The 23,014-nt window shown below is 67.6% G+C and carries 24 protein-coding genes; 15 read left to right on the top strand and 9 right to left on the bottom strand.

The features are described 5' to 3' along the window. Positions 1–47 precede the first annotated feature (47 nt). The 6 genes from ACTT2I_RS03190 to ACTT2I_RS03165 all read left to right on the top strand — a co-directional run bounded on the left by ACTT2I_RS03190 (position 48) and on the right by ACTT2I_RS03165 (position 7,342). Positions 48–2,471: a TonB-dependent receptor domain-containing protein gene (locus ACTT2I_RS03190; protein ID WP_421100506.1), complete on the top strand. Its 2,424-nt coding sequence runs from the start codon at positions 48–50 to the stop codon at positions 2,469–2,471. A gap of 150 nt (positions 2,472–2,621) precedes the next feature. Continuing rightward, positions 2,622–3,260 (top strand): PepSY-associated TM helix domain-containing protein, encoded by a 639-nt coding sequence (locus tag ACTT2I_RS03185; RefSeq protein ID WP_088432799.1) that lies wholly within the window; start codon positions 2,622–2,624, stop codon positions 3,258–3,260. Positions 3,261–3,283: 23 nt separating this feature from the next. Continuing rightward, complete coding sequence (locus ACTT2I_RS03180; RefSeq protein ID WP_070426792.1) at positions 3,284–3,802, top strand: DUF2271 domain-containing protein; 519 nt, start codon at positions 3,284–3,286, stop codon at positions 3,800–3,802. Between the two features lie 25 nt (positions 3,803–3,827). Beyond that, entirely contained in the window at positions 3,828–4,634 is an 807-nt protein-coding gene (locus ACTT2I_RS03175; protein ID WP_421100505.1) for a DUF4198 domain-containing protein, read from the top strand. A 117-nt stretch (positions 4,635–4,751) separates the two neighbouring features. Next, positions 4,752–5,732, top strand: coding sequence for an FAD:protein FMN transferase (locus tag ACTT2I_RS03170; RefSeq protein WP_421100504.1), 981 nt, complete (start codon positions 4,752–4,754; stop codon positions 5,730–5,732). Further along, positions 5,729–7,342 carry a sulfite reductase subunit alpha gene (locus ACTT2I_RS03165; RefSeq protein WP_421100503.1) on the top strand — a complete coding sequence of 538 codons (1,614 nt, stop codon included), beginning with the start codon at positions 5,729–5,731 and terminating at the stop codon, positions 7,340–7,342. The genes ACTT2I_RS03170 and ACTT2I_RS03165 overlap by 4 nt, the downstream gene beginning before the upstream one ends. Before the next feature lie 17 nt (positions 7,343–7,359). On the opposite strand, the gene ACTT2I_RS03160 is transcribed toward ACTT2I_RS03165, so the two are convergent. The 4 genes from ACTT2I_RS03160 to ACTT2I_RS03145 form a co-directional block, all read right to left on the bottom strand. After that, entirely contained in the window at positions 7,360–7,971 is a 612-nt protein-coding gene (locus ACTT2I_RS03160; RefSeq protein ID WP_421100502.1) for a HutD/Ves family protein, read from the bottom strand. Positions 7,972–8,008: 37 nt separating this feature from the next. Then, a complete protein-coding gene (locus ACTT2I_RS03155) occupies positions 8,009–8,611 on the bottom strand; it encodes a murein L,D-transpeptidase catalytic domain family protein (protein WP_253247658.1) in 603 nt (200 codons plus the stop codon). 132 nt (positions 8,612–8,743) lie between these two features. Continuing rightward, positions 8,744–9,805, bottom strand: a complete 1,062-nt coding sequence (locus ACTT2I_RS03150) for a L,D-transpeptidase (RefSeq protein WP_421100501.1) — start codon at positions 9,803–9,805, stop codon at positions 8,744–8,746. 408 nt (positions 9,806–10,213) lie between these two features. Then, positions 10,214–10,489 (bottom strand): ComEA family DNA-binding protein, encoded by a 276-nt coding sequence (locus ACTT2I_RS03145; RefSeq protein WP_019185650.1) that lies wholly within the window; start codon positions 10,487–10,489, stop codon positions 10,214–10,216. Between the two features lie 253 nt (positions 10,490–10,742). On the opposite strand from ACTT2I_RS03145, the gene ACTT2I_RS03140 reads away from it, so the two are divergent. Genes ACTT2I_RS03140 through murU form a run of 4 tightly spaced genes read left to right on the top strand, consistent with a single transcriptional unit; the run spans position 10,743 to position 14,348 of the window. Beyond that, positions 10,743–12,236: a M20 family metallopeptidase gene (locus tag ACTT2I_RS03140; RefSeq protein ID WP_019185649.1), complete on the top strand. Its 1,494-nt coding sequence runs from the start codon at positions 10,743–10,745 to the stop codon at positions 12,234–12,236. A gap of 60 nt (positions 12,237–12,296) precedes the next feature. After that, the gene (locus ACTT2I_RS03135; protein WP_088432806.1) at positions 12,297–12,566 is read left to right on the top strand and encodes a GlsB/YeaQ/YmgE family stress response membrane protein; all 270 of its coding nucleotides are present in this window, start codon (positions 12,297–12,299) and stop codon (positions 12,564–12,566) included. Between the two features lie 58 nt (positions 12,567–12,624). Continuing rightward, positions 12,625–13,650, top strand: a complete 1,026-nt coding sequence (locus ACTT2I_RS03130; RefSeq protein WP_088432807.1) for an aminoglycoside phosphotransferase family protein — start codon at positions 12,625–12,627, stop codon at positions 13,648–13,650. Beyond that, positions 13,647–14,348: an N-acetylmuramate alpha-1-phosphate uridylyltransferase MurU gene (murU, locus tag ACTT2I_RS03125; protein WP_293984370.1), complete on the top strand. Its 702-nt coding sequence runs from the start codon at positions 13,647–13,649 to the stop codon at positions 14,346–14,348. Before ACTT2I_RS03130 ends, murU begins: the two co-directional genes overlap by 4 nt. 111 nt (positions 14,349–14,459) lie before the next feature. Here murU and hda read toward each other — a convergent pair whose 3' ends face one another. Genes hda through ACTT2I_RS03110 form a run of 3 tightly spaced genes read right to left on the bottom strand, consistent with a single transcriptional unit; the run spans position 14,460 to position 17,460 of the window. Further along, positions 14,460–15,170 (bottom strand): DnaA regulatory inactivator Hda, encoded by a 711-nt coding sequence (hda, locus tag ACTT2I_RS03120; protein WP_088432809.1) that lies wholly within the window; start codon positions 15,168–15,170, stop codon positions 14,460–14,462. Next, complete coding sequence (locus tag ACTT2I_RS03115; protein WP_421100500.1) at positions 15,167–16,339, bottom strand: AI-2E family transporter; 1,173 nt, start codon at positions 16,337–16,339, stop codon at positions 15,167–15,169. The genes hda and ACTT2I_RS03115 overlap by 4 nt, the downstream gene beginning before the upstream one ends. Beyond that, positions 16,336–17,460 (bottom strand): DUF2066 domain-containing protein, encoded by a 1,125-nt coding sequence (locus ACTT2I_RS03110; RefSeq protein ID WP_293984364.1) that lies wholly within the window; start codon positions 17,458–17,460, stop codon positions 16,336–16,338. Before ACTT2I_RS03110 ends, ACTT2I_RS03115 begins: the two co-directional genes overlap by 4 nt. A gap of 108 nt (positions 17,461–17,568) precedes the next feature. Here ACTT2I_RS03110 and purM point away from each other — a divergent pair, with 108 nt between their 5' ends. From purM to ACTT2I_RS03085, 5 genes are all read left to right on the top strand, one after another. Further along, positions 17,569–18,624 carry a phosphoribosylformylglycinamidine cyclo-ligase gene (purM, locus tag ACTT2I_RS03105; protein ID WP_421100499.1) on the top strand — a complete coding sequence of 352 codons (1,056 nt, stop codon included), beginning with the start codon at positions 17,569–17,571 and terminating at the stop codon, positions 18,622–18,624. A gap of 20 nt (positions 18,625–18,644) precedes the next feature. Continuing rightward, positions 18,645–19,115, top strand: coding sequence for a hypothetical protein (locus ACTT2I_RS03100; RefSeq protein ID WP_421100498.1), 471 nt, complete (start codon positions 18,645–18,647; stop codon positions 19,113–19,115). Beyond that, positions 19,112–19,765 carry a phosphoribosylglycinamide formyltransferase gene (gene purN / locus ACTT2I_RS03095; RefSeq protein ID WP_421100497.1) on the top strand — a complete coding sequence of 218 codons (654 nt, stop codon included), beginning with the start codon at positions 19,112–19,114 and terminating at the stop codon, positions 19,763–19,765. The genes ACTT2I_RS03100 and purN overlap by 4 nt, the downstream gene beginning before the upstream one ends. A 67-nt stretch (positions 19,766–19,832) precedes the next feature. After that, positions 19,833–20,609: a DUF3108 domain-containing protein gene (locus ACTT2I_RS03090; RefSeq protein ID WP_172407488.1), complete on the top strand. Its 777-nt coding sequence runs from the start codon at positions 19,833–19,835 to the stop codon at positions 20,607–20,609. Positions 20,610–20,611: 2 nt separating this feature from the next. Further along, positions 20,612–21,295, top strand: a complete 684-nt coding sequence (locus ACTT2I_RS03085) for a DUF3108 domain-containing protein (RefSeq protein WP_088432816.1) — start codon at positions 20,612–20,614, stop codon at positions 21,293–21,295. Between the two features lie 73 nt (positions 21,296–21,368). On the opposite strand, the gene ACTT2I_RS03080 is transcribed toward ACTT2I_RS03085, so the two are convergent. After that, positions 21,369–21,677 carry an EF-hand domain-containing protein gene (locus tag ACTT2I_RS03080; protein WP_261997787.1) on the bottom strand — a complete coding sequence of 103 codons (309 nt, stop codon included), beginning with the start codon at positions 21,675–21,677 and terminating at the stop codon, positions 21,369–21,371. Beyond that, positions 21,674–22,948 (bottom strand): UDP-N-acetylglucosamine 1-carboxyvinyltransferase, encoded by a 1,275-nt coding sequence (gene murA / locus ACTT2I_RS03075; protein ID WP_088432817.1) that lies wholly within the window; start codon positions 22,946–22,948, stop codon positions 21,674–21,676. The genes ACTT2I_RS03080 and murA overlap by 4 nt, the downstream gene beginning before the upstream one ends. Positions 22,949–23,014 lie beyond the last annotated feature (66 nt).

Raw genomic sequence — 23,014 nt, 5'->3', positions numbered from 1 at the left:
GCGGCCAGCCATGTCGCGTCCGCGTTCTCCTTTCCGAGGTTACCCCCATGGCCCAGCGCCATCGTCGTCGCACGTCCCTGTCCCGCTGCACCCTGTCCATCGCCCTGCTCGGCGCGCTGAGCGCCCCGGCCTTCGCCCACGGCGAGGTCGCCGGCCCGACCACGCTGGACAAGGTGGTCGTCACCGCCGCCGGCTTCGAACAGAAGATCGCCGATGCGCCAGCCAGCATCAGCGTGATCAGCCGCGAAGAGCTGAGCAAGCGCCCCTACACCAGCCTGGTGGATGCACTGCGCGACGTGGAAGGCATCGACGTGGGCATGGAGCCGACCGACAAGAACGGCCGTGCCACCATCTCCATGCGCGGCATGCCGTCGGACTACACCCTGGTACTTATCGACGGCCGCCGCCAGAGCAACGCCGGCAATCTGTACCCGAACAACTTCGGCGGTGGCCAGTTCTCGTACATGCCGCCGCTGGATGCGATCGAACGCATCGAAGTGGTCCGCGGCCCGATGTCCACCCTGTACGGCTCGGATGCGATGGGCGGGGTCATCAACATCATCACCCGCCGCAACCAGACCGAGTGGCACGGCGCGGTCACCCAGGGCTTCACGGTGCAGCAGGACGACCAGTTCGGTGATGCACGCAGCACCGATGTCTACCTGAGCGGCCCGCTGATCAAGGACCGCCTGGGCGTGTCGGTGCGCGGCAGCTATTACGACGCCAAAGCCTCCAACCCGGAGTGGGACGACCTGCCGCTGCCGGACGGCACGCTGTGGTCGCGCACCATCGGTTTCGGTGCCGGCGGCAAGGCCGTGGCCAACACCAACTGGAACACCGGCCTGCGCCTGAACTTCAACGTCAACGACGACCACGAGCTGTGGCTGGACTACGACGTGTCGCGCCAGAAGTACGACAACAGCGAAGGCCAGACCGGTACTCTGGACAGCCTGGCCAGCCTGTGGCGCGTAGGCAATGCCACGATCCCCAACCCGAACGGCACCGGCACCCTCACCCGCCGCGTGGTGCAGCCGCGCGTGGGCTACACCGCCTACCAGCGTTACGAGCGCGACCAGCTGGCGCTGACCCATCAGGGCCGCTATGAATTCGGCACTTGGCAGACCACGCTGACCCACATCACCAGCAACAACCTCGGCCGCTCGCTGCCGCTGACGCTGGACGAGCGTGCCGACCTGCAGACGCTGTGGAACGATGTCTGCCGCCGCACTGGTGCCGCCGCCAACTGCGCGGCCAGCGCACGCAACGGGCTGGCTGCGCTCAACCCGGCCGAGATGGCCCGCCTGCAGGCCTTCCTGCCGCGCCCGCTGCGTACGATGGAGCTGAAGGGCAACGTGCTGGACACCATGCTCGACCTGACCTTCGGCGCGCACAAGCTGACCGTCGGTGGCCAGTACAACGACACCGACATGATCGACGGCGTGTTCGGCATGGACGGCGCCGGCTACAAGAACAACGTGAAGCAGCAGCACCGCATGTGGGCGCTGTTCGCCGAGGACAACTGGTCGCTGACCGACACCCTGACCGCCACGGTCGGCGTGCGCTATGACGACCACAACATCTTCGGCAGCCACGTCAGCCCGCGCGCCTACCTGGTGTGGAACGCCAACGATGCCTGGACCGTCAAGGGCGGCGTCAGCACCGGCTACAAGACCCCGCGTCCGGACCAGCTGTTCCCCGGCATCGTCGGCTTCGGTGGCCAGGGCGTGATCCCGCTGGTCGGCTCGCCCAACCTCAAGCCGGAAACCAGCACCAACTATGAGATCGCTGCGTACTACGAAGGCGATCGCTGGGGCTTCAACCTCACCGGCTTCCTCAACAAGTTCGACGACAAGATCGCCAGCGGCGGTACCTTCGCCAACTGCGAAGTCGCCCCGAACGATGGCAGCTACTGCGTGGACATCGGCCCGGGCTGGGCCGAGCTGGGCTACAGCACCTTTGGCCAGAGCGTGAACATCGACAAGGCCGAAACCCGTGGCGTCGAAGCGGCCGCCCAGGTCGATCTGCTGGACAACCTGCAGCTGCGCGGCAACTACACCTGGACCAGGAGCGAGCAGACCAGCGGCACCGGCAAGGGCCTGCCGATCACCGGCAACCCGGCCAGGCACATGGCCAATGCCAGCCTGAACTGGCAGATCAGCGAGGCGGTGAGCCTGTCGCTGATCGGCGAAGGCCGCTACGACCGCTACCGCGACACGCTGGTCAGCAATGTCGGCGGCGTCAGCAGCTCGCAGACCCGCTACTACGAGGACTACACGATCTTCCACCTCGGCGGCAGCTGGGATATCAACCCGTGGCTGACCCTCAACGCACGGGTCAACAACCTGTTCGACAAGAACTTCGTCTCGCAGTCCTGCGTGCTGATCAGCGACAGCGACTACAGCTGCGTGGATGACTATTCCACCAAGGACCAGCGCCGCAGCTACTGGATCTCGTTGAACGCCAAGTTCTGAGGCGCACCGGCGCGGCGTCCCAGGTGACGTCGCGCCCGGCCTTGACCTCGGGCAGCGGGCCGGCAACGGAACGCTGCCTTTTTTGTCTACAAATTGCGAATCATTCTCATCAATGGTGTAATTCGCCCCTCAGTACTCTCTCCTGCGACCGTGGCCACCAGCGCTCCCTCTTCCAGCGTGCAACAACAACGCCGCGGCTTCTGGCTGCGCACGCTGCACCAGTGGCACTGGATCAGCTCGGCGGTGTGCCTGATCGGCATGCTGCTGTTCGCCGCGACCGGCATCACCTTGAACCATGCCTCCCGGATCGAAGCCACGCCGGAGGTAGTCAGCCGTCAGCTGGAACTGCCTGCCGAGCTGCTCGGCAAGCTCAGCGACCGCACCGATGGCAAGGCACCGATCCCGCGCGTGGCCAGCCGCTGGCTGGAGACGCAGCTCGGTATCTCGATCGGGCGCCGCCCGGCCGAATGGTCCGATGGCGAAATCTATCTCTCCATGCCCAGCCCGGGCGCGGACGCGTGGCTCAGCATCGACCGGGAATCCGGCGCGGTGGAATACGAATCCACGGCGCGCGGCTGGGTCTCCTATTTCAACGATCTGCACAAAGGGCGCAATGCCGGGCCGGCCTGGGGTTGGTTCCTGGATATCTTCGCCGTGGCCTGCCTGGTGTTCTGCATCACCGGCCTGTTCCTGCTGCACCTGCATGCCCGCCAGCGCCGCATGACCTGGCCGCTGGTCGGCCTGGGGCTGCTGATCCCGCTGCTGATCGCCCTGATCCTCATTCACTGACCGTCCCCTTCCGGAGCCGCACCATGCGCGTCACCCTGACCATCGCCCTGAGCGGCCTGCTGGCCACCTCGCCGGCCTATGCCACCACCCTGGACATCAACGTCGAAGTACCCAAGCTCAACGTGGCCGAGTACCACCGCCCGTATGTGGCCGTGTGGCTGGAAGGCGCCGACCAGAAGGTGGCCGCCAACCTGTCGGTCTGGTACCAGCAGACCGGCAACGCCGAAGGCCATGGCACCAAGTGGCTGCCCGACCTGCGCCAGTGGTGGCGCAAGAGCGGCCGCACGCTGGAGGTGCCGGTGGACGGCGTGACCGGCCCGACCCGTCCGGTTGGCAAGCACGCGTTGTCATTCAACGACAAGCAGCCCGCACTCAAGGCGCTGGCACCGGGCAATTACACCCTCGTGGTAGAAGCGGTGCGCGAAGTCGGCGGCCGCGAACTGCTCAAGATCCCCTTCACCTGGCCGGTCACGTCCGCACAGTCGGGCAAGGCCCAGGGCGCGACCGAACTCGGTCTGGTCACCCTGACCGCCAAGCCCTGATCCCTCATCCACCTGGAGTTTTTCGATGAAGCGCACGCTCGTCCTCGCCGCCGCCATGGCCGCCGCACTTCCGTTCTCCGCCCTGGCCCACAAGGCCTGGCTGCAGCCCTCGCAGACCGTGATCGCGGGTACCAACCCGTGGATCACCGTCGATGCGGCTGTTTCCAACGACCTGTTCTACTTCAACCATGTGCCGCTGCGCCTGGACAACCTGGTCATCACCGCGCCGGACGGCAGCACCGTGCAGCCGCAGAACGCGGCGACCGGCAAGTTCCGCAGCGTGTTCGATGTCGAACTGACCCAGCAGGGCACCTACCGCCTGGCCACGATCAACAATGGGCTGTCGGCCAGCTGGGAAGAAGACGGCAAGCCCAAGCGCTGGCGCGGCACCCCTGCCACCTTCGCCACCGAGGTACCGAAGAACGCGAAGAACCTGCAGGTCTCGCAGTCGGTCGGCCGCGTGGAAACCTTCGTCACCAATGGCACCCCGAACGACACCGCGCTCAAGCCGACCAACCAGGGCATCGAGATGATCGCGCTGGCCCACCCGAACGATCTGGTCGCCGGTGAAGCCGCGCGCTTCCGCGTGCTGGTCGACGGCAAGCCGACCGCCGGGCTGGACTTCGAGATCACCCGTGGCGGTACCCGGTACCGCAATGCGCAGGAAGAGATCGAGGTCAGCACCGATGCCAAGGGCGAGTTTGCCGTCACCTGGCCCGAAGCGGGCATGTACTGGCTGGAGACCGGCACCGAGGACAGCAAGACGTCGATCAAGGAAGCCAAGAAGCGTCGCCTGAGCTACGTGGCCACGCTGGAAGTGCTGCCGGAGTAACCGCCTTCGGCGTGCATTGCAACGTCCACCTCATCCCGCCCCGGTCGGACCCGACAGGGGCTTTTCACCTGACGCAGTCCGGCCATCGGGCTTACTGGTCCCGACGTGCCCACCCCCATGAACAACCCGGTTCTCGACATCGCCAGCCTAGGTGGCCACACCATGGGCACCACCTGGCAGGTAAAACTGGCCGTGGCGCCCACCCGCGACCTGCACCCGCTGCACGTCGGCATCCAGGCACAGCTCGACACCGTGGTCGCGCAGATGAGTACGTGGGAAGCCGACAGCGATATCTCACGCTTCAACCGTGCGGCCGCCGGTGAATGGCAGACGCTGCCACCGCTGTTCGACACGGTGATGCAGTGCGCACTGGACATCGCACAGCGCAGCGGCGGCGCCTTCGATCCCACCGTGGGCCCGTTGGTGGCGCTGTGGGGGTTCGGTGCGCAGGCACAGGCACAGCGCATTCCCGACGCTGCCACCCTCGCCGCGACCCGCGCGCGGTGTGGCTGGGACCGTCTGCAGTGGCAGCCCGGTCGCCTGCGCCAACCCGGCGGACTGGCACTGGATCTCTCAGCGATCGCCAAGGGCTTTGGTGTCGATCAGGTCAGCGCGTGGCTGCGCCGGAACGGGGTGCACGCGGCGCTGGTGGACGTGGGGGGCGAGCTGCATGGGTTTGGCCACAAGCCCGATGGGCAGCCGTGGCGCGTGCTGGTGGAATCCTCGCCGGAAGACGATGCACAGGCAGACCATCCGCCGCGCGTGCTGGCGCTGAGCGAGCGCGCCGTGGCCACTTCCGGCGATCGTTGGCACCACTTCGAACACGGCGGCGAGCAGTTCAGCCACACGCTGGATCCGCGCATCGGGGCACCGGTCACGCGCGCGGCGGCGGCGGTCACCGTGGTCGCCGCCAGCGCCATGCACGCCGACGCCTGGGCCACGGCGTTGACCGTGATGGGCCGCGACGACGGCATGGCATTTGCACGCACCCATGCGCTGGCCGCACGCTTTGTCAGCCGTGGTGCGCACGGCATCGAGGAATCCATGAGTCCCGCATTCGAGCAGTTGCTTGCCGATGACCGCGTGGGCGCGGCATGAGTCTGCGTCCCTCGCGTTCCTGGTGGGGCAATGTCGTGGTCATGGTGCTGCTGGGCGCCATTGCCTGGGCGCTGCTGCGCCTGCATCTGGGCGACGCCTGGTGGCAAAGCGCGCCGCTGGCCTCGCACTGGCGCTGGGCAGCGGGCAGCCTGGTGCTCTACGCCGCGCTCTGCACCCTGATCTGGTGGCGTGGACGACCGCGGCGGGAGCGTGTGGCCGACAACGGACCCACACCAATTCTGCTGGTCTGGGCCAGCCAGACCGGCTTCGCACAGCAGCTGTGCGAACGCAGCGCGGAGGCATTGCGCGCTGCTGGGCTGCCAGTGCGCATCCGTGCGCTGCATGCGGTGACGGCTGAGCTTCTGCAGCGCAGTGCGCAGGTGCTGTTCGTGGTCAGTACCACCGGCGAAGGCGACGCGCCGGATCATGCCCTGCCGTTCCTGCGCAAGGTGATGCCACAGGCGCTGGCACTGCCACAGCTGCAGTACGGCGTGCTGGCGCTGGGCGATCGCAGCTACGGGCACTTCTGCGCGTTCGGCCATCGGTTCGATGCGTGGCTGCGCCAGCGCGGTGCGCACCCGCTGTTCGATACGGTCGAGGTGGACAACGCCGATCCGGGGGCGCTGCGTCACTGGCAGCAGCTGCTCGGCCAGCTCGGCGGTGAAGCCACCGAACTGCCGGACTGGACGCCGGCCGAGTACCTGCCGTGGCAATTGCAGGCGCGGCATCTGGAAAACCCGGGCAGCCCGGGCGCCCCGACCTACCGCGTCACGCTGGTGCCTGCCGATGGCGTGCTGCCGGTGTGGCAGGCCGGCGACGTGGTGGAGATCGGGCCGCAGCATGCCGCGGCCGATGTCGAGGCCTGGCTGGGTGCGACGCCGTGGGACGGCGATACGCTCATCGATGGGCAGCCGCTGCGGGTGCATCTCGCCCGTGCGCATCTGCCCAGTGAAGAGGAACGCCCGGCGTTTGCCGACGCCGCCGCGCTGGTCACTGCGTTACGCCCGCTGCCGCATCGCGAGTACTCCATCGCCAGCCTGCCCGCCGAAGGCCAGGTGCAGCTGCTGCTGCGCCGTCAGCTGCGCCCTGATGGCACGCCGGGGCTGGGCAGCGGTTGGCTCTGCGATCACGCCGCGATCGAGGGCCGCATCGATCTGCGTTTCCGCAGCAACCCGAATTTCCACGGTGTGCCTGCGGCAACGCCGCTGATCCTGATCGGCAACGGCACCGGCATCGCTGGCCTGCGCGCGCACCTGCGCGAGCGGATCAGCGCCGGCGCGCGCCGCAACTGGCTGCTGTTCGGCGAACGCACCGCCGCGCATGATTTCTTCTTCGGCGACGACCTGCGCGCCTGGCAGCGCGACGGCTGGATCGCGCGCCTGGATACCGTCTTCAGTCGCGACGGGGGCGAGCATCACTACGTGCAGGACCGGCTGCAGGCGCAGATCCACACGCTGCAGCAGTGGGTGCATGACGGTGCCACGATCCTGGTCTGCGGCAGCCTGCAGGGCATGGCCCCGGCGGTGGATGCGGTGATCGTGCAGGCGCTGGGCCGCGACGGAAAAGAAGCGTTGATCGTGGCCGGGCGCTACCGGCGCGACGTGTACTGAGGGCTACCTACGGCCGATCAGGCCTTGCTGCCACCCACACTCACGCGGATCGCCAGCAACTCCCCGCCGCCATGCAGGGCGAACCGGCGGCGCTCACCGGCGCCCAACCAGGCGGTGTCACCGGCGGCCAGCGGCGCCAGCGACGGTTCCCCTTCGAACGCGGCCTGGCCGGCAAGCAGATGCACCGCCCATGCCGCCTGGGGTTCGGTAAAGAAGAACATGCTGCCCACCAAGGGCCGATGCAGCAGTTCGGCCTGGACGGCATCACGCCGCCACATCAGATTGAAATCGTGGGTCACGCCGTCGACCAGTTCGCCGGTCACCTGCGCTTCGCCGGCAAACCGCAGGCGATCATGCGGCGGCATCAGTGTATGCAGCGTGCCATCGGCGAAACGCAACCGCAGGCCCTCGCCACGCAGCAGCACCAGTTCGCGGTCGATGCCGGGAAACGCGGAGAACGCGGCGTCCTGCTCGATCTCGGCGATGGACAGGCGCACCTGCCAGTCATCGTTGTCGGGCACGCGCAGGATCTCGCGGGTCCAGCCCAGGCCGTTGCGCCAGCGTTCGCGGCGGTATTCGAAGGAGGGAATGACGCGGCTGGCCGCGCTCAGGACGGTATCGGTCGACATGCCTCTAGTGTGCCTGAGCCGACCTGCCGCAGTCCTGTCAGGACACGCCACCGCAGTCGGGTTCGAGCAGACGCGAACGGGCCAGCCAATCCTTGTCCGGGTAGTACGCGAACACCATCGTGCCGCCACGCAGGCTGTCGATCAGCGGCCGGGCCACCGACAGGCGCACCGCCGGGCAGCCCAGGCTGCGGCCCAGGCGCCCCTGCAGGCGCGCGATCGCGGGATTCACGTACGGCGCGCCGTGGATGACGATCGCGCGGTCGCGGGCATGATCGTTGAAGCCCGGCTCCAGTCCCTCCAGGCGCAACGAATAGCCGTTGCCGCCCATATAGGTTTCCTTGGCGGTGAACGCGCCAAGGCTGGACATGAAGCTGCCGTCCTTGTTGGAGAAATGCTGGGTGCGGTTGTCCCCGCTGTTGCGCCCGTGCGCGACCCACTCTTCGAACAGCAGCCGCTGCCGCGTGAGATCGAAAATCCACATGCGCGGTTCGGTCGACGGCCGCGAGTAATCGATCACGCTCAACTTGCCCGGATCGACGCCCAGCTCCGGCCGGCGCAGCGCACAGCGCATCGCACGCGCCGCCAGCTGCAGGACGTGCTTGTCCGCCGCCGGGGCGGCCTTGGCCAGCATCTCGGCCATCTGCACCGGGCTGCTGGTCGGCGCCGGCGCAGGGCTGGCCGCGCCCGCGGTGGCGGATGCAATCAGGCCGCAGAACGCGGCAGGCAGCAATTTCAGAACGGGCACGGGCACCTCACCAAGCGCAGGCAACCCTTACAAAGTGGACCCACCGGCATCGGATTCCAAGACAGGCTGCAGGTTCTGTTCATCGGCCACCGGGCGTACTGCCGGCAGGCTGGTCACCAGCAGCGTGGTGCCGGGCACCAGCACGCTGTACAGCTGTTCGGCGAATTCCGGCGGCAGCGCCATCGGCAGGCTCGGCGTGGCCAGCAGGTCCGGGGTCGCATTGGCGGCGGTCTGGCCGAGCAGCGGGTAGGCGGTCCAACGGTGCAGCGGACGGTGCGGGTCCAGCGGGCTGGGGTTGTCCTGGTAGCCCTGCCCCATCACGAACAGGGTCGTGCCCTCGAAGGCCGGCAGCGCCTTGGCTTCCAGCCGCGACTCACCGATCAGCACGCCATCGCGCAGCACGTACAGGCGCTGGTCGTGCAGGCTGACCAGGATGCCCACCTGGCCCGCCGGTGCGGCCGCATCATTCCAGTAGTGCGCGGGTGCGTCGGTGCTCTCCACCAGGGGCTTGCCGGTGCTGCTGACCGGCGCCAGCACGGCCGGATAGGCCAGGGTCATCGGCGCGCTCTTGGCATCGGCCACCACCACGGTGTCGCCGCGATGGGTCTCGCCGAACAGCTTCTGCGCGAACGCCTGGGGCAACCGCACGCAGCCGTGCGAGGCCGGGTGCCCGGGCAGGCTGCCGCCGTGCAGGGCGATGCCGTCCCACGTCAGGCGCTGCATGTAAGGCATGGGCGCGCTGTTGTAGAGGTTGGATTTGTGGTCCTTGTCCTTCTGCAGGATGGTGAACACACCGGTCGGGGTTTCATGCCCGGTCTTGCCCGAGCTGATCGTGCTCATGCCGATCGCGATGCCGTTGCGGTACACGTAGGCGCGCTGCTCATCGAGGCTGACCACCAGCACGATCGGGCCGGACGGCGATATCTCAGGATGCCAGAGGAATTCACCGGGCTTGAGATCGGTCGGGCCACGCGGGGCCTCGGTCGTCGTGTTGGCCGTCGGCGCACTGTTGGCGGCGGCGGCGGGGAGCATCCCGGTCGCCAGCAGCGTCCCGAGCGCCAGACTCAACAGCGTGCTGCGTACTGCCATGTCGTGCATCCATTCAAAGAGATGCCGCCACGCTACACGAAGTGCCTGCATGCGTTCGCGAAAACCACGCGCGGCCACCGGCCGGTTTTCGTCCGCCCCAAACAGTAATTGCCCGGCCACACCTCCCTGTGCAGACCGGGCAATCGATACATCCTTGTCGGCATCCCGCCTTCCCCCTGTGCGTCCTGCCCAGTCTGGGTGCCGGCCATGCTCCGTGCACTCGGCCGTATATGCTTCCGCCATCTCAGCCCTTCCCGGGGTCTGGATGCCACCGTCCTGGTGGGTCCGCGCCACTCCTTCCGCGCCGCGTCCGTGCGTGCTGCCTCCCTGCAGCGGTCGGTGCCGCCGCGGCATCCTGCCGTGGCAACCAGTGACTGGCCTCCTGCCGGTCCCGACGTGTCCTGTTGTTCAGCGCCTTGGTACGGTGGCCGGCGCTGCCCTCCTGGGCGGTGCCTGGACCGGCGCCTGCCTGGCCCCGGTGGTCATCCGTTGTCGATTCCGTTCGACGGTAGCTGTCCCTATCCCCTTCACCCGCGCCAGATCCTCGACGTGTTCGAAGGGGCCGTGTTGTCGCCGGTACGCGACGATCGCTTCGGCCTTCATCGGCCCCACGTTCGCCAATCCCTGCTGCAGCGTCGACGCATCCGCCGTATTGATGTTGATCCGATCGGCCGCGAAGGCCATTCCGCTCAACAGCAGTCCCAGCACCAGCGCCCTGCACGAAAACCAAGGTCCCACTGTGTAGCTCCTTGTGGCTCGGAACCGGCCCCTGCCGGCAATCCTGTCGAAGGTTCCAGCGTCCCTCGCCACATACACACAGCCTATCGTCCACAGCGCCTTCACACAGCAGGCCTAACACCCGACGTGGTGTAGGGAAATACCTACCCCACCGCAGGCGTAGAATGGGCGGACTTGTCAAAAGCACTCCGGAGTTCAGATGGACAGCGCCAAGCTCGGCCAATTCGTCAGTGAAAAGTGGGACAACGAGATCGTCCCGCAATTGGTCGATTACATCCGTATCCCCAACAAATCGCCGATGTTCGACGCCGATTGGGTCGCCAACGGCTACATGGAACAGGCCGTCACCCTGATGGAAACCTGGGCCAAGGCGCAGAACCTGCCCGGCCTGACCGTGGAGGTCGTGCGCCTGGAAGGCCGCACCCCGCTGCTGCTGCTGGAAATCCCGGCGTCCGGCGCCGAGACCGGCGACGACACCATCCTGCTCTACGGTCATCTGGACAAGCAGCCGGAAATGACCGGCTGGGACGACGATCTGGGCCCGTGGATCCCGGTCCTGCGCGGCGACAAGCTGTACGGCCGCGGCGGCGCCGATGACGGCTACGCGATGTTCGGTTCGCTGGCCGCCGTGCTGGCGCTGCAGGAACAGGGCCTGCCGCACGCGCGCTGCGTGATCCTGATCGAAGCCTGCGAAGAATCCGGCAGCTACGACCTGCCCGCCTATGTCGATCATCTGGCCGAGCGCATCGGCAAGCCGTCGCTGGTGGTCTGCCTGGATTCGGGCTGCGCCAACTACGACCAGCTGTGGTGCACCACCTCGCTGCGCGGCCTGACCGGCGGCAACTTCTCGGTCAAGGTGCTCAACGAAGGCGTGCATTCCGGCGATGCCTCCGGCGTGATCCCATCCAGCTTCCGTCTGCTGCGCCAGCTGATCTCGCGCATCGAGGACGAGAACACCGGCCGCATCCTGATCGACGGCATGAACGTCGAGATCCCGGCCGAGCGCCAGGAACAGGCCAAGCGCGCCGCCGAAGTGGTGGACACGGCGATCTTCGAGAAATTCCCGATGGTCGACGGCCTGCGCCCGATGAACGATGACCTGGCCGAACTGGTGCTCAACCGCACCTGGCGCCCGGCGCTGTCGGTCACCGGTGTGGACGGCCTGCCGCCGCTGGCCTCGGCCGGCAACGTGCTGCGCCCGCATACCGCGGTGAAGCTGTCGCTGCGCCTGCCCCCGACCGCTGACGGCAAGGCCTGTGGCGAACTGCTCAAGGAAGCCCTGCTGCGCGATCCGCCGAACGGCGCGGAAGTGAAGCTGGACCTGGAAAAAGCCTCCAGCGGCTGGAATGCCCCGGCCATGGCGCCGTGGCTGACCCAGGCGATCGACGATGCCAGCCAGACCTTCTTCGGCAAGCCGGCGATGTACATGGGCGAAGGTGGCTCGATCCCGTTCATGGGCATGCTCGGCGAGAAGTTCCCGGGCGCGCAGTTCATGATCACCGGTGTGCTCGGCCCGCACTCCAACGCGCACGGCCCGAACGAGTTCCTGCACATCCCGATGGGCAAGCGCGTGACCTCGTGCGTGTCCAAGGTGATCAGCGAGCACTACGCCGCCAGCCTGCGCGGCGAGACCAGCGGTTCGCCGGTCGCTGCCGACAGCGGCACCCGTCACGGCGGCCACGGCTGCTGCTGACGTTGGCGGACGCAGCCTGGCCTTGCTAGGCTGCGTCCACCTACTACTGACGTCTTTGGCATGAACGGACTGTTTGGCAGCACCAGCTGGCTCTACATCATCCTGGTCGGCTTCGTCGTCGGTCTGCTCGGGCGTTTCTTCATGCCCGGCAACAACCGCATGGGCTGCCTGCTGACCATCGTGCTCGGCATCGCCGGTGCCTTGCTGGCCGGCTGGTTCGGCCAGTACATGGGCTGGTATGCGCGCGGCGAGCCTGCCGGTTTCATCGGCGCCATCCTCGGTGCGGTCGCGGTCCTGGCCGTGCTGCGGCTGTTCAGCAGCAAGCGCTGAGCATCGCCCCCCTTTTCTTTCCCGCGCGCCCTACGGCGCCGCTTCGACGTACCCGTCCATGAACGATCCTGCTTCCGACCCGCTGCGCGCCGAACACCGCCGCCAGTGGACCTGCGCCGCTCTCGGCGACCCGGCCACCGCGCTTGACCGTGCCTCGGTCGATGCCGGGTTCCGCAGCTACTGGCGCGCCACCAGCGCGCGCGGCAGCCACATCGTGATGGATTCCCCGCCCGGGCTGGAGGATGTGCGGCCGTGGCTGCGCATGCACGACCTGCTCGAGCCCAATGGTGTGCGCGTGCCGCAGGTCCTGGCCCGCGATGAGGACAACGGCTTTCTGCTGCTGGAAGACCTGGGCGGCCCGACGCTGGCCCGCCATATCGACAACGACAACGCCGATGCCTGGTTCGATGCCGCCTTCGCGCAGCTGATCCGGCTGCAGTCGATCCCGGTGCCCGAGGGCATGGGCAGCTTCGGCGAGGCGCTGCTGCAGCGGGATGCCGGGCTGTTCGACGAGTGGTTCCTGCAACGTCACCTCGGCCTGGAACTGGACTGCGGCGAGATCGAGAATCTGCAGCGCATGCACCGCCTGCTGATGGACAACGCACTGCAGCAGCCGCAGGTGCTGACCCACCGCGATTTCATGCCGCGCAACCTGATGCCGATCGAGGGTGGCCCGGCGGTGCTGGATTTCCAGGACCTGGTGCGCGGGCCGATCGCCTACGACCCGGTCAGCCTGTTCAAGGATGCGTTCCTGAGCTGGCCGATCGAACGCGTGGATGCGTGGCTGGCGCGGTATCACGCGCTTGCCTTGGCCGCCGGCCTGCCGGTGCGGCCGTGGCCGCAGTTCCTGCGCGACGCCGACTGGATGGGCGTACAGCGCCACCTCAAGATCCTCGGCCTGTTCGTGCGCCTGCGCGACCGCGATGGCAAGGGGCACTATTTCGACGATGCACCCCGCTTCATCCGCTACCTGGATGAAGTGCTGCCGCGCCATCCGCAGCTCGCGCCACTGCATGATCTGTTCGAACTGCGCATCAAACCGGCGTTGGCCCGCATCGCCGAACCGGTGCTGGCACGCCCATGAAGGCGATGATCTTCGCGGCCGGCAAAGGCGAGCGCATGCGCCCGCTGACCCTGCACACGCCCAAGCCGCTGCTGGTGGCCGGTGGCAAGCCGCTGATCGTGTGGCACCTGGAACGGCTGGCCGCCGCCGGCATCGATGAGGTGGTGATCAACACTGCGTGGCTGGGTGATCAGTTCGCGCCCGCGCTGGGCGACGGTGCGCGCTGGGGCCTGCGCCTGCACGTCCTCCACGAAGGTGACGTGCCGCTGGAAACCGGCGGTGGCATTCTCAACGCGCTGCCGATGCTTGGTGAGGCACCGTTTTTGGTGATCAACGGCGATGTGTGGACCGACCTGGATCTCGCCACGCTGCCGCGCACGCCCGCCGGCGATGCGCATCTGGTGCTGGTCGACAATCCGGCGCAGCACCCGCGCGGTGATTTCCTCCTGCACGCCGATGGCCGCGTCAGCGATGACGGCGACAGCGCGCGGCTCACCTATGCCGGTATCGGCGTGTACCGCCCGGCGATCCTCGACGGTTGGCGCGCGGTGATCGGCGCTGCTGCCGGGGCCAACGCGACCCCGCCGCAGTTCGGCCTCACCCCGCTGCTGCGGCATGCGATGACGCAGGGCCGCGTGACCGGCCAGCATCACGCGGGCCGATGGACGGATGTGGGCACGCCGGAACGATTGGCGCAGCTGGACGCGCAGCTACGCTGACGCCACGGGCAACAGGGCGGGCGCCAACCCTGATCGAGGCGATGGTAGAGCCGACCGTTGGTCGGCTGCGCTTCGCCCGGCCCAGCCAGAGCAGCCGACCAACGGTCGGCTCTACAACAGGTGCGGACCGTCTTCCAGGACCTGGCGCAGGAATGGCACGGTGATGCGGCGCTGCGCTGCCAGTGACTCGCGATCCAGCCAGTCCAGCAGGCTGACCAGGCTGCCCAGCTCGCGACCGGTACGGGTCAGCAACCATTCGATTGCCGCTTCGTCGATCGCCAGGCCACGGCGCGCCGCACGCTCGCGCAGCACCGCCGCACGGCCTTCGTCATCCAGCGGCTGCAGCACCACGCGCACACACTGCTGCAGGCGTGAGCGCAGGTCCGGCAATACCAGCCCAAGCTGATCCGGCGCGTGCTGCGCGGTGTACAGCAGGGTGATCCCGGCCGCGCGCGCACGGTTGTGGAAATCGAACAGCGCCACTTCGTCCTCACGCTGCCCGGCGATGGCATCCAGCCCGTCCAGCGCGACCAGGTCGCGCCCTTCCAGCGATTCCAGCGCGGCGCGGGTGCGCCCGACCACCGCCTTCAGTGGCAGGTAGGTCGGCTGGCGGCCGGCCTGTTCGGCCAGCGAGCACATCGCCAGCGCCTGATGGGTCTTGCCGGTGCCCGGCGCGCCTTCCAGATACACCCAGTCGTGCGCAGCGCCCACGGCAATGGCGCGCAGCTGCGCCAGCGCGCCATCCGGCGCACCGATGAAGGTCTCCAGCCGCTCGTCCTGCGGGTAGCGCAGGGCAAGCGGCAACTGCGGGACGACACTCACTGCGCGTCCGGCCCCTTCGGGTTGCCCACGATCACGATCTCGGTCTTGTCGACGTAGGCATCGAGCACGATCGCCGACTTGTCACCGGCATACAGATCGCTCTGGCGATAGCGCTGGTGCGCATAGCGCAGCAGCACGTTGCTGACCGCCGCCACCGGCAACGCCAGCAGCATGCCCAGGAAGCCGAACAGCTGGCCACCGGCCATCACCGCGAAGATCACCGCCACCGGGTGCAGGCCGATCTTGTCGCCCACGATGCGCGGGGTCAGCACGTAGCTTTCCAACAGCTGGCCCACGGTGAACACCACGCCGACCAGGATCAGCAGCTTCAGATCGAAGCCCTGCGCCTGCACCAGCGCGGCCACCACGGCCATCACGATGCCGGTGGTCGCGCCCAGGTACGGGATGAAGCTGATCAGGCCGGCCACCAGGCCGATCAACAGGCCCAGCTTCAGACCGACCAGCGACAGGCCGGCGGCGTACACCACGCCCAGCGCGATCATCACCAGGAACTGGCCACGGATGAATGCACCGAGCACCTCGTCCGATTCACGCGCCAGGTTGGTGATGGTGCCGACATGGTTGCGCGGAATCATCGAGGCCACGCGCTCGACCAGCTTGTCCCAGTCACGCAGAAAGTAGAACGCCAGGATCGGCAGCAGCAGAATGTTGACCACCCAGGTCACCATCGTGAAGCCCGAGCGCTGCACGTAGCCGAAGAAGGTCTTGGCGAAACCGCCGGCCTGCTGCCAGTGGCTGCGCACCCACTCGATCAGCCGGTCCGGATCCATCCACTGCATGATCTCCAGCCCGGTCTTCTGCTCGAACCACGGGATGCCGATCTGCATCAGCCATTGCTGAGCCTGCGGGATTGCCGCGACCAGGGTGGCGATCTGGCGTTCGATCATCGGCACCAGGATCAACAGCGCGGCGGTGATCAGCAGGATCATCGCCACGAACACCAGCACCACGCCGGTGTTGCGCGAGCGGCCGGTGGCCTCGATCCGGTCGACCAGCGGGTCGCCCAGCCACGCCAGCGCCAGGGCCAGCACGAACGGGGTCAGGATCGGGCCCAGCAGCCAGATCACCCAGCCGGCGGCCAGCGCCACCAGCACGTATTTCAACCGCCTGAGGAACTGCGCGATTTCCGCTTCGGGGGTGAGGATCATCGCAGGCGGTACTCGTTGCTGGCGGGCGGCGGCGGCGCCGAGGGGTTGGTCTCATCGATCGGCACCGGCAGTGCCAGTGGCGCGGTCGGGGCGATCACGCCGTTGTCGCCGAGCATGCGGTTCAGGCCGGCCAGGCCGGTGGTCAGTTCCAGCGACAGCTCCAGGCGATCACCGGACGCGCGCACCGGGGTGACATTGCGGACCACAGGAGTTTCGCGCAGGCCGGCGGACAGACGCATGTAGTCCTCGGCGCTGTTCAGGCCCAGCACCACGATCGTGTAGGTCCCGGCGGCACCGGTGGCGGCACCGGCCTTGGCGTAACGGCGCACCAGCGCATCGGCGGCGCCGTCAGCACCGCTGGCCATCGCGCGGCGGGCGTCGCTGTCCTTGGTGGTCCACTTGTTCAGTTCCTTGCCGCCATCGACGAACACCCAGTCGGCGACCCAGCCGCTGCCCTGGCGGTACAGCTTGCCGATCAGCTGCATCGGCGGGGCATAGCGCGCCGAGGCGCGGGCCACGGCAGCAGTGTCCTGGCGCCAGATCGCGCCGACCAGCGCCTGCTCGGCGGCGCTGCCGGAGGGCAGGCCCAGCTTGTAGCCGCGCTCGATGGCGCGGTTGAGCAGCGGGCGGGCCGCATTGGCCTGCTGGACGGTGACCAGACGCGGGCCGGAGCCATCGTCGATCGCCAGCCAGATCACCGGCTTGGGGCGGGGCTGCGGCCACAGCGGCAGGCCCAGGGCCGAGATCAGTCCGTCAACGTCATCCTCGCGGAAGCGCGCCACCAGGATCGTCCTGTAGCTGGGCGCGCCACCGGCCGAGGTGCTCTGGTCCTGGCGGTAGTCATAGCTGGCCACGTAATCCTTGGCGTTGCGCAGAGCCTGCATCACCCCGGGGCGGCTCATCACGCTGCGGTCGCCCGAGAGTTTGGCCAGCACATTGCCCAGCGCCCTGGCCAGGGCACCGTTGCGGTCCGAATCGGCCTGGCTGTTGACCGGGACCTCGGCCTCGTAAGCGCCACTGGCACTGGCCACATCGCCTTCGGTGCGCAGGCCGCTCTGGGCCATCGAGGCCACCGGCAGGCACAGCGCGAGGAACATCATGAAAAAGAGGCTGCGGCGCATCAGGACTTCCATTGAGCGTATCCGGGGGGAATTGTTGCCCGAATAGGGCCTGCGCGCCAACGTGGCCTGTTAAAATCGCGCTTTCACCCCAGCGCAGCGCCGACGCCCGTGACCAATTCCCCGTCCAATCCCTCTCCCCTGACCTACCGCGACGCCGGTGTCGATATCGACGCGGGCAATGAGCTGGTCGAGCGCATCAAGCCGCTGGTGAAGCGCAGTTTCCGCCCGGAAGTCATGGGCGGCCTGGGGGGCTTCGGCGCCCTGTTCGACCTCTCCAACAAGTACCGCGAGCCGGTCCTGGTCTCGGGCACGGACGGCGTGGGCACCAAGCTGAAGCTTGCACAACAGCTGGGCCGCCACGACACGATCGGCATCGATCTGGTCGCCATGTGCGTGAACGACGTGCTGGTCCAGGGGGCCGAGCCGCTGTTCTTCCTGGATTATTTCGCCACCGGCAAGCTGGACATCGATACCGCTGCGGCGGTCGTGGGCGGCATCGCCAACGGCTGCACCGAGGCCGGTTGCGCGCTGATCGGCGGTGAAACCGCTGAAATGCCCGACATGTATGCCCCGGGCGAGTACGACCTGGCCGGCTTCACCGTCGCCGGCGTCGAGAAGAGCGAGATGAAGGACGGCGCCAGCGTGGCCGCCGGCGATGTGCTGATCGGCATCGCCTCCTCCGGCCCGCATTCCAACGGCTACTCGCTGGTGCGCCGCATCTACGAGCGCGCCGGTCAGCCGGCCGAGCTGGAGCTGGAGGGTGGGGTCAAGCTGGTCGACGCACTGATGGCCCCGACCCGCCTGTACGTCAAGCCGATCCTGGCACTGCTCAAGACCCACGGCGCGGCAATCCACGGCATGGCCCACATCACCGGCGGTGGCCTGACCGAGAACATCATCCGTGTGGTGCCCGAAGGCCTGGGCCTGGACATCCAGGCCGATGCCTGGACCCTGCCGCCGGTGTTCCAGTGGCTGCAGAAGGAAGGCGCCGTGGCCGACAGCGAAATGTGGCGTACCTTCAACTGCGGCATCGGCTTCGTGCTGATCGTCGCCGCCGACCAGGTCGAGGCGGTGTCCGCAGCGGTCACCGCACAGGGCCTGGAGCACTGGACCATCGGCGCGGTCACCGTCGCCGACGGTGCCGAGCGCGTCAAGATCGGTTGATCACGCCCATGGAGCCCCGCATGGATGCCACTGCTCCCCCGCCGTCGCTGCCCGGCGCGACGGCGCCGGCCGTGCCGGCCCCTGCGGGGGACACCTCGCAGCTGCAGCTGCTGTCGGTCTTCCACTATGTCGTGGCCGGCCTGACCGCGCTGTTCTCGCTGTTCCCGCTGATCTACCTGTTGATGGGCCTGGCGGTGATCTTCGCCGCGCCGCCGCCGTTGGCGCCCGGTGAGGCACCGCCGCCGTTCGATCCCCGCCTGCTCGGCTGGGTGTTCGTGCTGATCGGTGGGCTGGGCTGCGCTGCCGGGCTGGTGCTGGCCGGTTACATGGCCTATGCCGGGCGCTGCCTGGCGCAGCGCCGGCGTTACCTGCTGTGCATGGTAGTGGCGGGTATCGCCTGCATCTTCATGCCATTCGGTACCGCGCTGGGCGTGTTCACGCTGGTGGTGCTGTCGCGCCCGGCAGTCAAGGCGGCCTTCGAAACCGCATGAGCAGCCGTATCGCCGTACTCGCCTCCGGCCGGGGCAGCAATCTGCAGGCCATCCTCGACGCCATCGCCGCGCAGCGGCTGGATGCGCAGGTCGTGGCCGTGCTGTCGGACAAACCCGAGGCCTCGGCCCTGCTCAAGGTTGGCCCGGCCCAGCGCTGGGCGCGTTCGCCCAAGGATTTCCCGGACCGCGCCGCCTTCGATACGGCGATGGCCGATGCACTGGACGCGTTCGCCCCGGACTGGATCGTCTGCGCCGGTTACATGCGCATCCTCGGCGCCGACTTCGTGGCGCGCTTCGATGGCCGGCTGGTCAATATCCATCCCTCGCTGCTGCCGCTGTACAAGGGCCTGCATACGCATGCGCGCGCGCTGGAGGCCGGTGACGCCGAGCACGGCGCCAGCGTGCACTTCGTGGTGCCCGAACTGGATGCCGGCACCGTGCTGGCCCAGGCCCGCGTGCCGGTGCTGGCCGGCGACACCGCCGAAGCGCTGGCCCTGCGGGTGCTGGCCGTGGAGCATCCGCTGCTCATCGCCAGCCTGGCATTGCTGGTCAGCGGCCGCGTAACTGAACAGGCAGGTCAGCTCCAGCTCGATGGTCACCCCCTGTTTAGCCCGCTGCGCCTAGATTGCGCCGGACAGCTGAACCGATAAGCGTCGCGCACACACGCCGCTGATCCCGGCGCTGGCATTCTTCCCCCTCCTCCACCGACCGGCCCGCATGAGAACGCCTTTGTTCAAGCCCGTGCTGCTGATGGCATCCCTGCTGTGCACCGCCGCCCTTGCCCACGCGCAGGAGACGGCGACGCCGCCGTTGCCCGCCCTGCCTGCGATGGACTGGGAAGCGCCGCCGCTGCAGCCGTTCACCGCAACCTACCAGGCCCTTTACAAGGGCAAGCAGGCCGGCGATGCGACCATGCGCGTCACCCACACCGGTGGCGACCAGTGGCGGGTGGACATGCAGGTGGTGGGCCGCAGTGGCTTTGCCAGCGTGCTCGGCCTGAACCTGGAGCAGAGCACCGTGTTCGAGAACCGCAACGGTACCTATGTGCCGTTGAGCCAGAGCACGGTGCGCAAAGGCCTGTTCCTCGGCAAGAAGGTCACCGGCACCTACAACTGGCAGGCCGGCACCGCGCAGTGGCTGGGCGATCTGAAGAAGGAACGCCGCGAGCCGATCCCGCTGCAGCCCGGCGACCAGAGCGCGCTGCTGCTGAACCTGGCGATCATGCGCGATGCCCGCCCCGGCGGGCAGATGCACTACCGCTATGTGGACGTGGGCCGCGTCCGCCAGCACGACTACCAGGCCGCGCCGGACACTGAGAACGTGGCTGTGGGCGATCTGTCCTACAACGCGCTGCGGGTGTATCGCACCAACGGCGGCAATGACGAAACCATCCTCTGGATCGCCAACGGTGTCCCCACGCCGGTGCGCATCCTGCAACGCGAAGATGGCGAAGATCGGATTGATCTGCGCCTGATCGAATACCAAGGAGTCTGAGCATGACCACACTGAACCGTCCGCTGACCTGGATCGCCGCCGGCGCTCTTGCCGTGGTGAGCCTGCCGGCCATGGCGCTGCAGCCGTTCAAGGCCGATTACCAGGCCAGCTACATGGGCATGCAGGCCAACGGCACCATGACCCTGGCCAGCGAAGGCGCCAACAAATGGCGCTACAGCCTGAACGTGAAGAACCAGCTGGCCGATCTCAGCCAGACCACCGTGTTCGAAGAGGCCAACGGCCGCCTGCGCCCGCTCACCAGCAACGACCGCTCGGTGCTGCTGGTCAAGAAGCGCAACGTGGACGCCAACTACAACTGGACCAGCAACCAGGCTACCTGGACCGGCGACGTGAAGCCGGACCGCCGTGGCCCGGTCGCACTCAAGGCCGGCGACATGGACGCCCTGCTGATCAACCTGGCGATCGCGCGCGATCTGGCCGCCGGCAAGCCGCTGAACTACCGCATGGTCGACGAAGGCCGGATCAAGCCGATGTCCTACAAGGTGGTCGGCAAGGAAAAGATCACCGTGGCGGGCAAGTCCTACGACGCGACCAAGGTCTCGCGCGTGGACGGCAACAAGGAACTGATCGCCTGGATCGTGCCCGAGTTCCCGGTGCCGGCGCGCCTGCTGCAGCGTGAGAGCGGCAAGGATGCGCTGGATCTGACGATCAAAGGGATGAACTGACGAACGAGCGGTGTACCCACCCACGGTGGGTGCCTGCCTGACAAGAAAAACGCCCGCTTGCGCGGGCGTTTTTTCATTCCGGCTTGGCTTCGCCGAACACCGTCTTGCAGTCCACCCGGATCTGCTGCCGGGTGTCGCGCCAGTAGTAGGTGCTGCAATGGCGGTTGCCGTCGACGCTCTTGTCCACGCCCACCGCATAGAACGACTGGAACACTTCGGTACGGCTGACCGTGCCATCGGCGTTCCAGTCCATGTCTTCCTGCTGGATGCCCTGGGTGATGGCGATGCCGGCGTACCAGGCATAGCCCAGCCACGCCAGCACGATCAGCACCAGCACCAGCAGCGCCTTGCGGCGGCGGGTGAACCGGCCGCGCAGGATCATGCCGCGACGCGCCGGATGGTGGCGCCCAGCGAGGACAGCTTCTCTTCGATGTTCTCGTAGCCGCGGTCCAGGTGGTAGATGCGGTCGATGGTGGTGTCACCCTCGGCCATCAGGCCGGCCAGGATCAGCGAGGCCGACGCGCGCAGATCGGTCGCCATCACCGGCGCGCCGCTGAGCTGCTCGGCACCGCGCACGATCGCGGTGTGGCCTTCCACCTGGATGTCCGCGCCCAGGCGCAGCAGTTCGTTGACGTGCATGAAACGGTTTTCGAAGATCGTTTCGTTGATCACGCCGACGCCGTCGGCCACACAGTTGAGCGCCATGAACTGCGCCTGCATGTCGGTCGGGAACGCCGGGTACGGCGCAGTGGTCAGGTTGACCGCACGCGGCCGCTTGCCACCCATGTCCAAGGTGATGCTGTCTTCGGTGGTCTCGATATGCGCACCGGCCTCGACCAGCTTGGAGAGCACCGCGTCCATGGTGTTCGGGCGGGCCCGGTTGACCGTGACCTTGCCGCCGGTCATCGCCGCGGCGACCAGGAAGGTGCCGGTTTCGATGCGGTCGGGCAGCACTTCATGACGCCCGCCGGACAGCTTCTCCACGCCTTCGATCACCAGGCGGGCGGTGCCCAGGCCTTCGATCTTCGCGCCGAGTGCGATCAGGCAGTGCGCCAGGTCGGTGACTTCCGGCTCCATCGCCGCGTTGTCCAGCACGGTGGTGCCCTCGGCCAGCACGGCGGCCATCAGCACGTTCTCGGTGCCGGTGACGCTGACCATGTCGAAGGTGAAGTGGGCACCCTTCAGGCGCTTGGCCTGGGCCTTGATGAAGCCGTTTTCGACGGTGATCTCCGCACCGAGAGCCTGCAGGCCCTTGATGTGCTGGTCGACCGGACGCGAGCCGATCGCGCAGCCGCCCGGCAGCGACACTTCGGCCGCGCCGAAGCGGGCCAGCAGCGGGCCAAGCACCAGGATCGAGGCGCGCATGGTCTTGACCAGCTCGTACGGGGCCACGTGCTGGTCCACCGAACGCGGGTCGACCACGATCGCGCTGCCGCGCGAGAGCGTGCCCTGGTCGATGGTGACCTTGGCACCCAGCTCACCGAGCAGCTTCACGGTGGTGACCACGTCGTGCAGGTGCGGCACGTTGGTGATCTCCACCGGCGCATCGGCCAGCAGGGTCGCGCACAGGATGGGGAGGACAGCGTTCTTCGCGCCGGAAATGTTCACTTCACCGTGCAGCGGCTTGCCGCCGGTCACTACGATCTTGGCCATGGAATCTACTTGGGGTGAGGTAGAGCCGACCGTTGGCCGGCTGAATGGTCTGGGTAGAGCCGACCG

Source organism: Stenotrophomonas sp. PUT21 (genome assembly GCF_052232875.1).
GTDB lineage: Bacteria > Pseudomonadota > Gammaproteobacteria > Xanthomonadales > Xanthomonadaceae > Stenotrophomonas > Stenotrophomonas maltophilia_N.
This window is presented reverse-complemented; position numbering and strand designations above follow the sequence as displayed.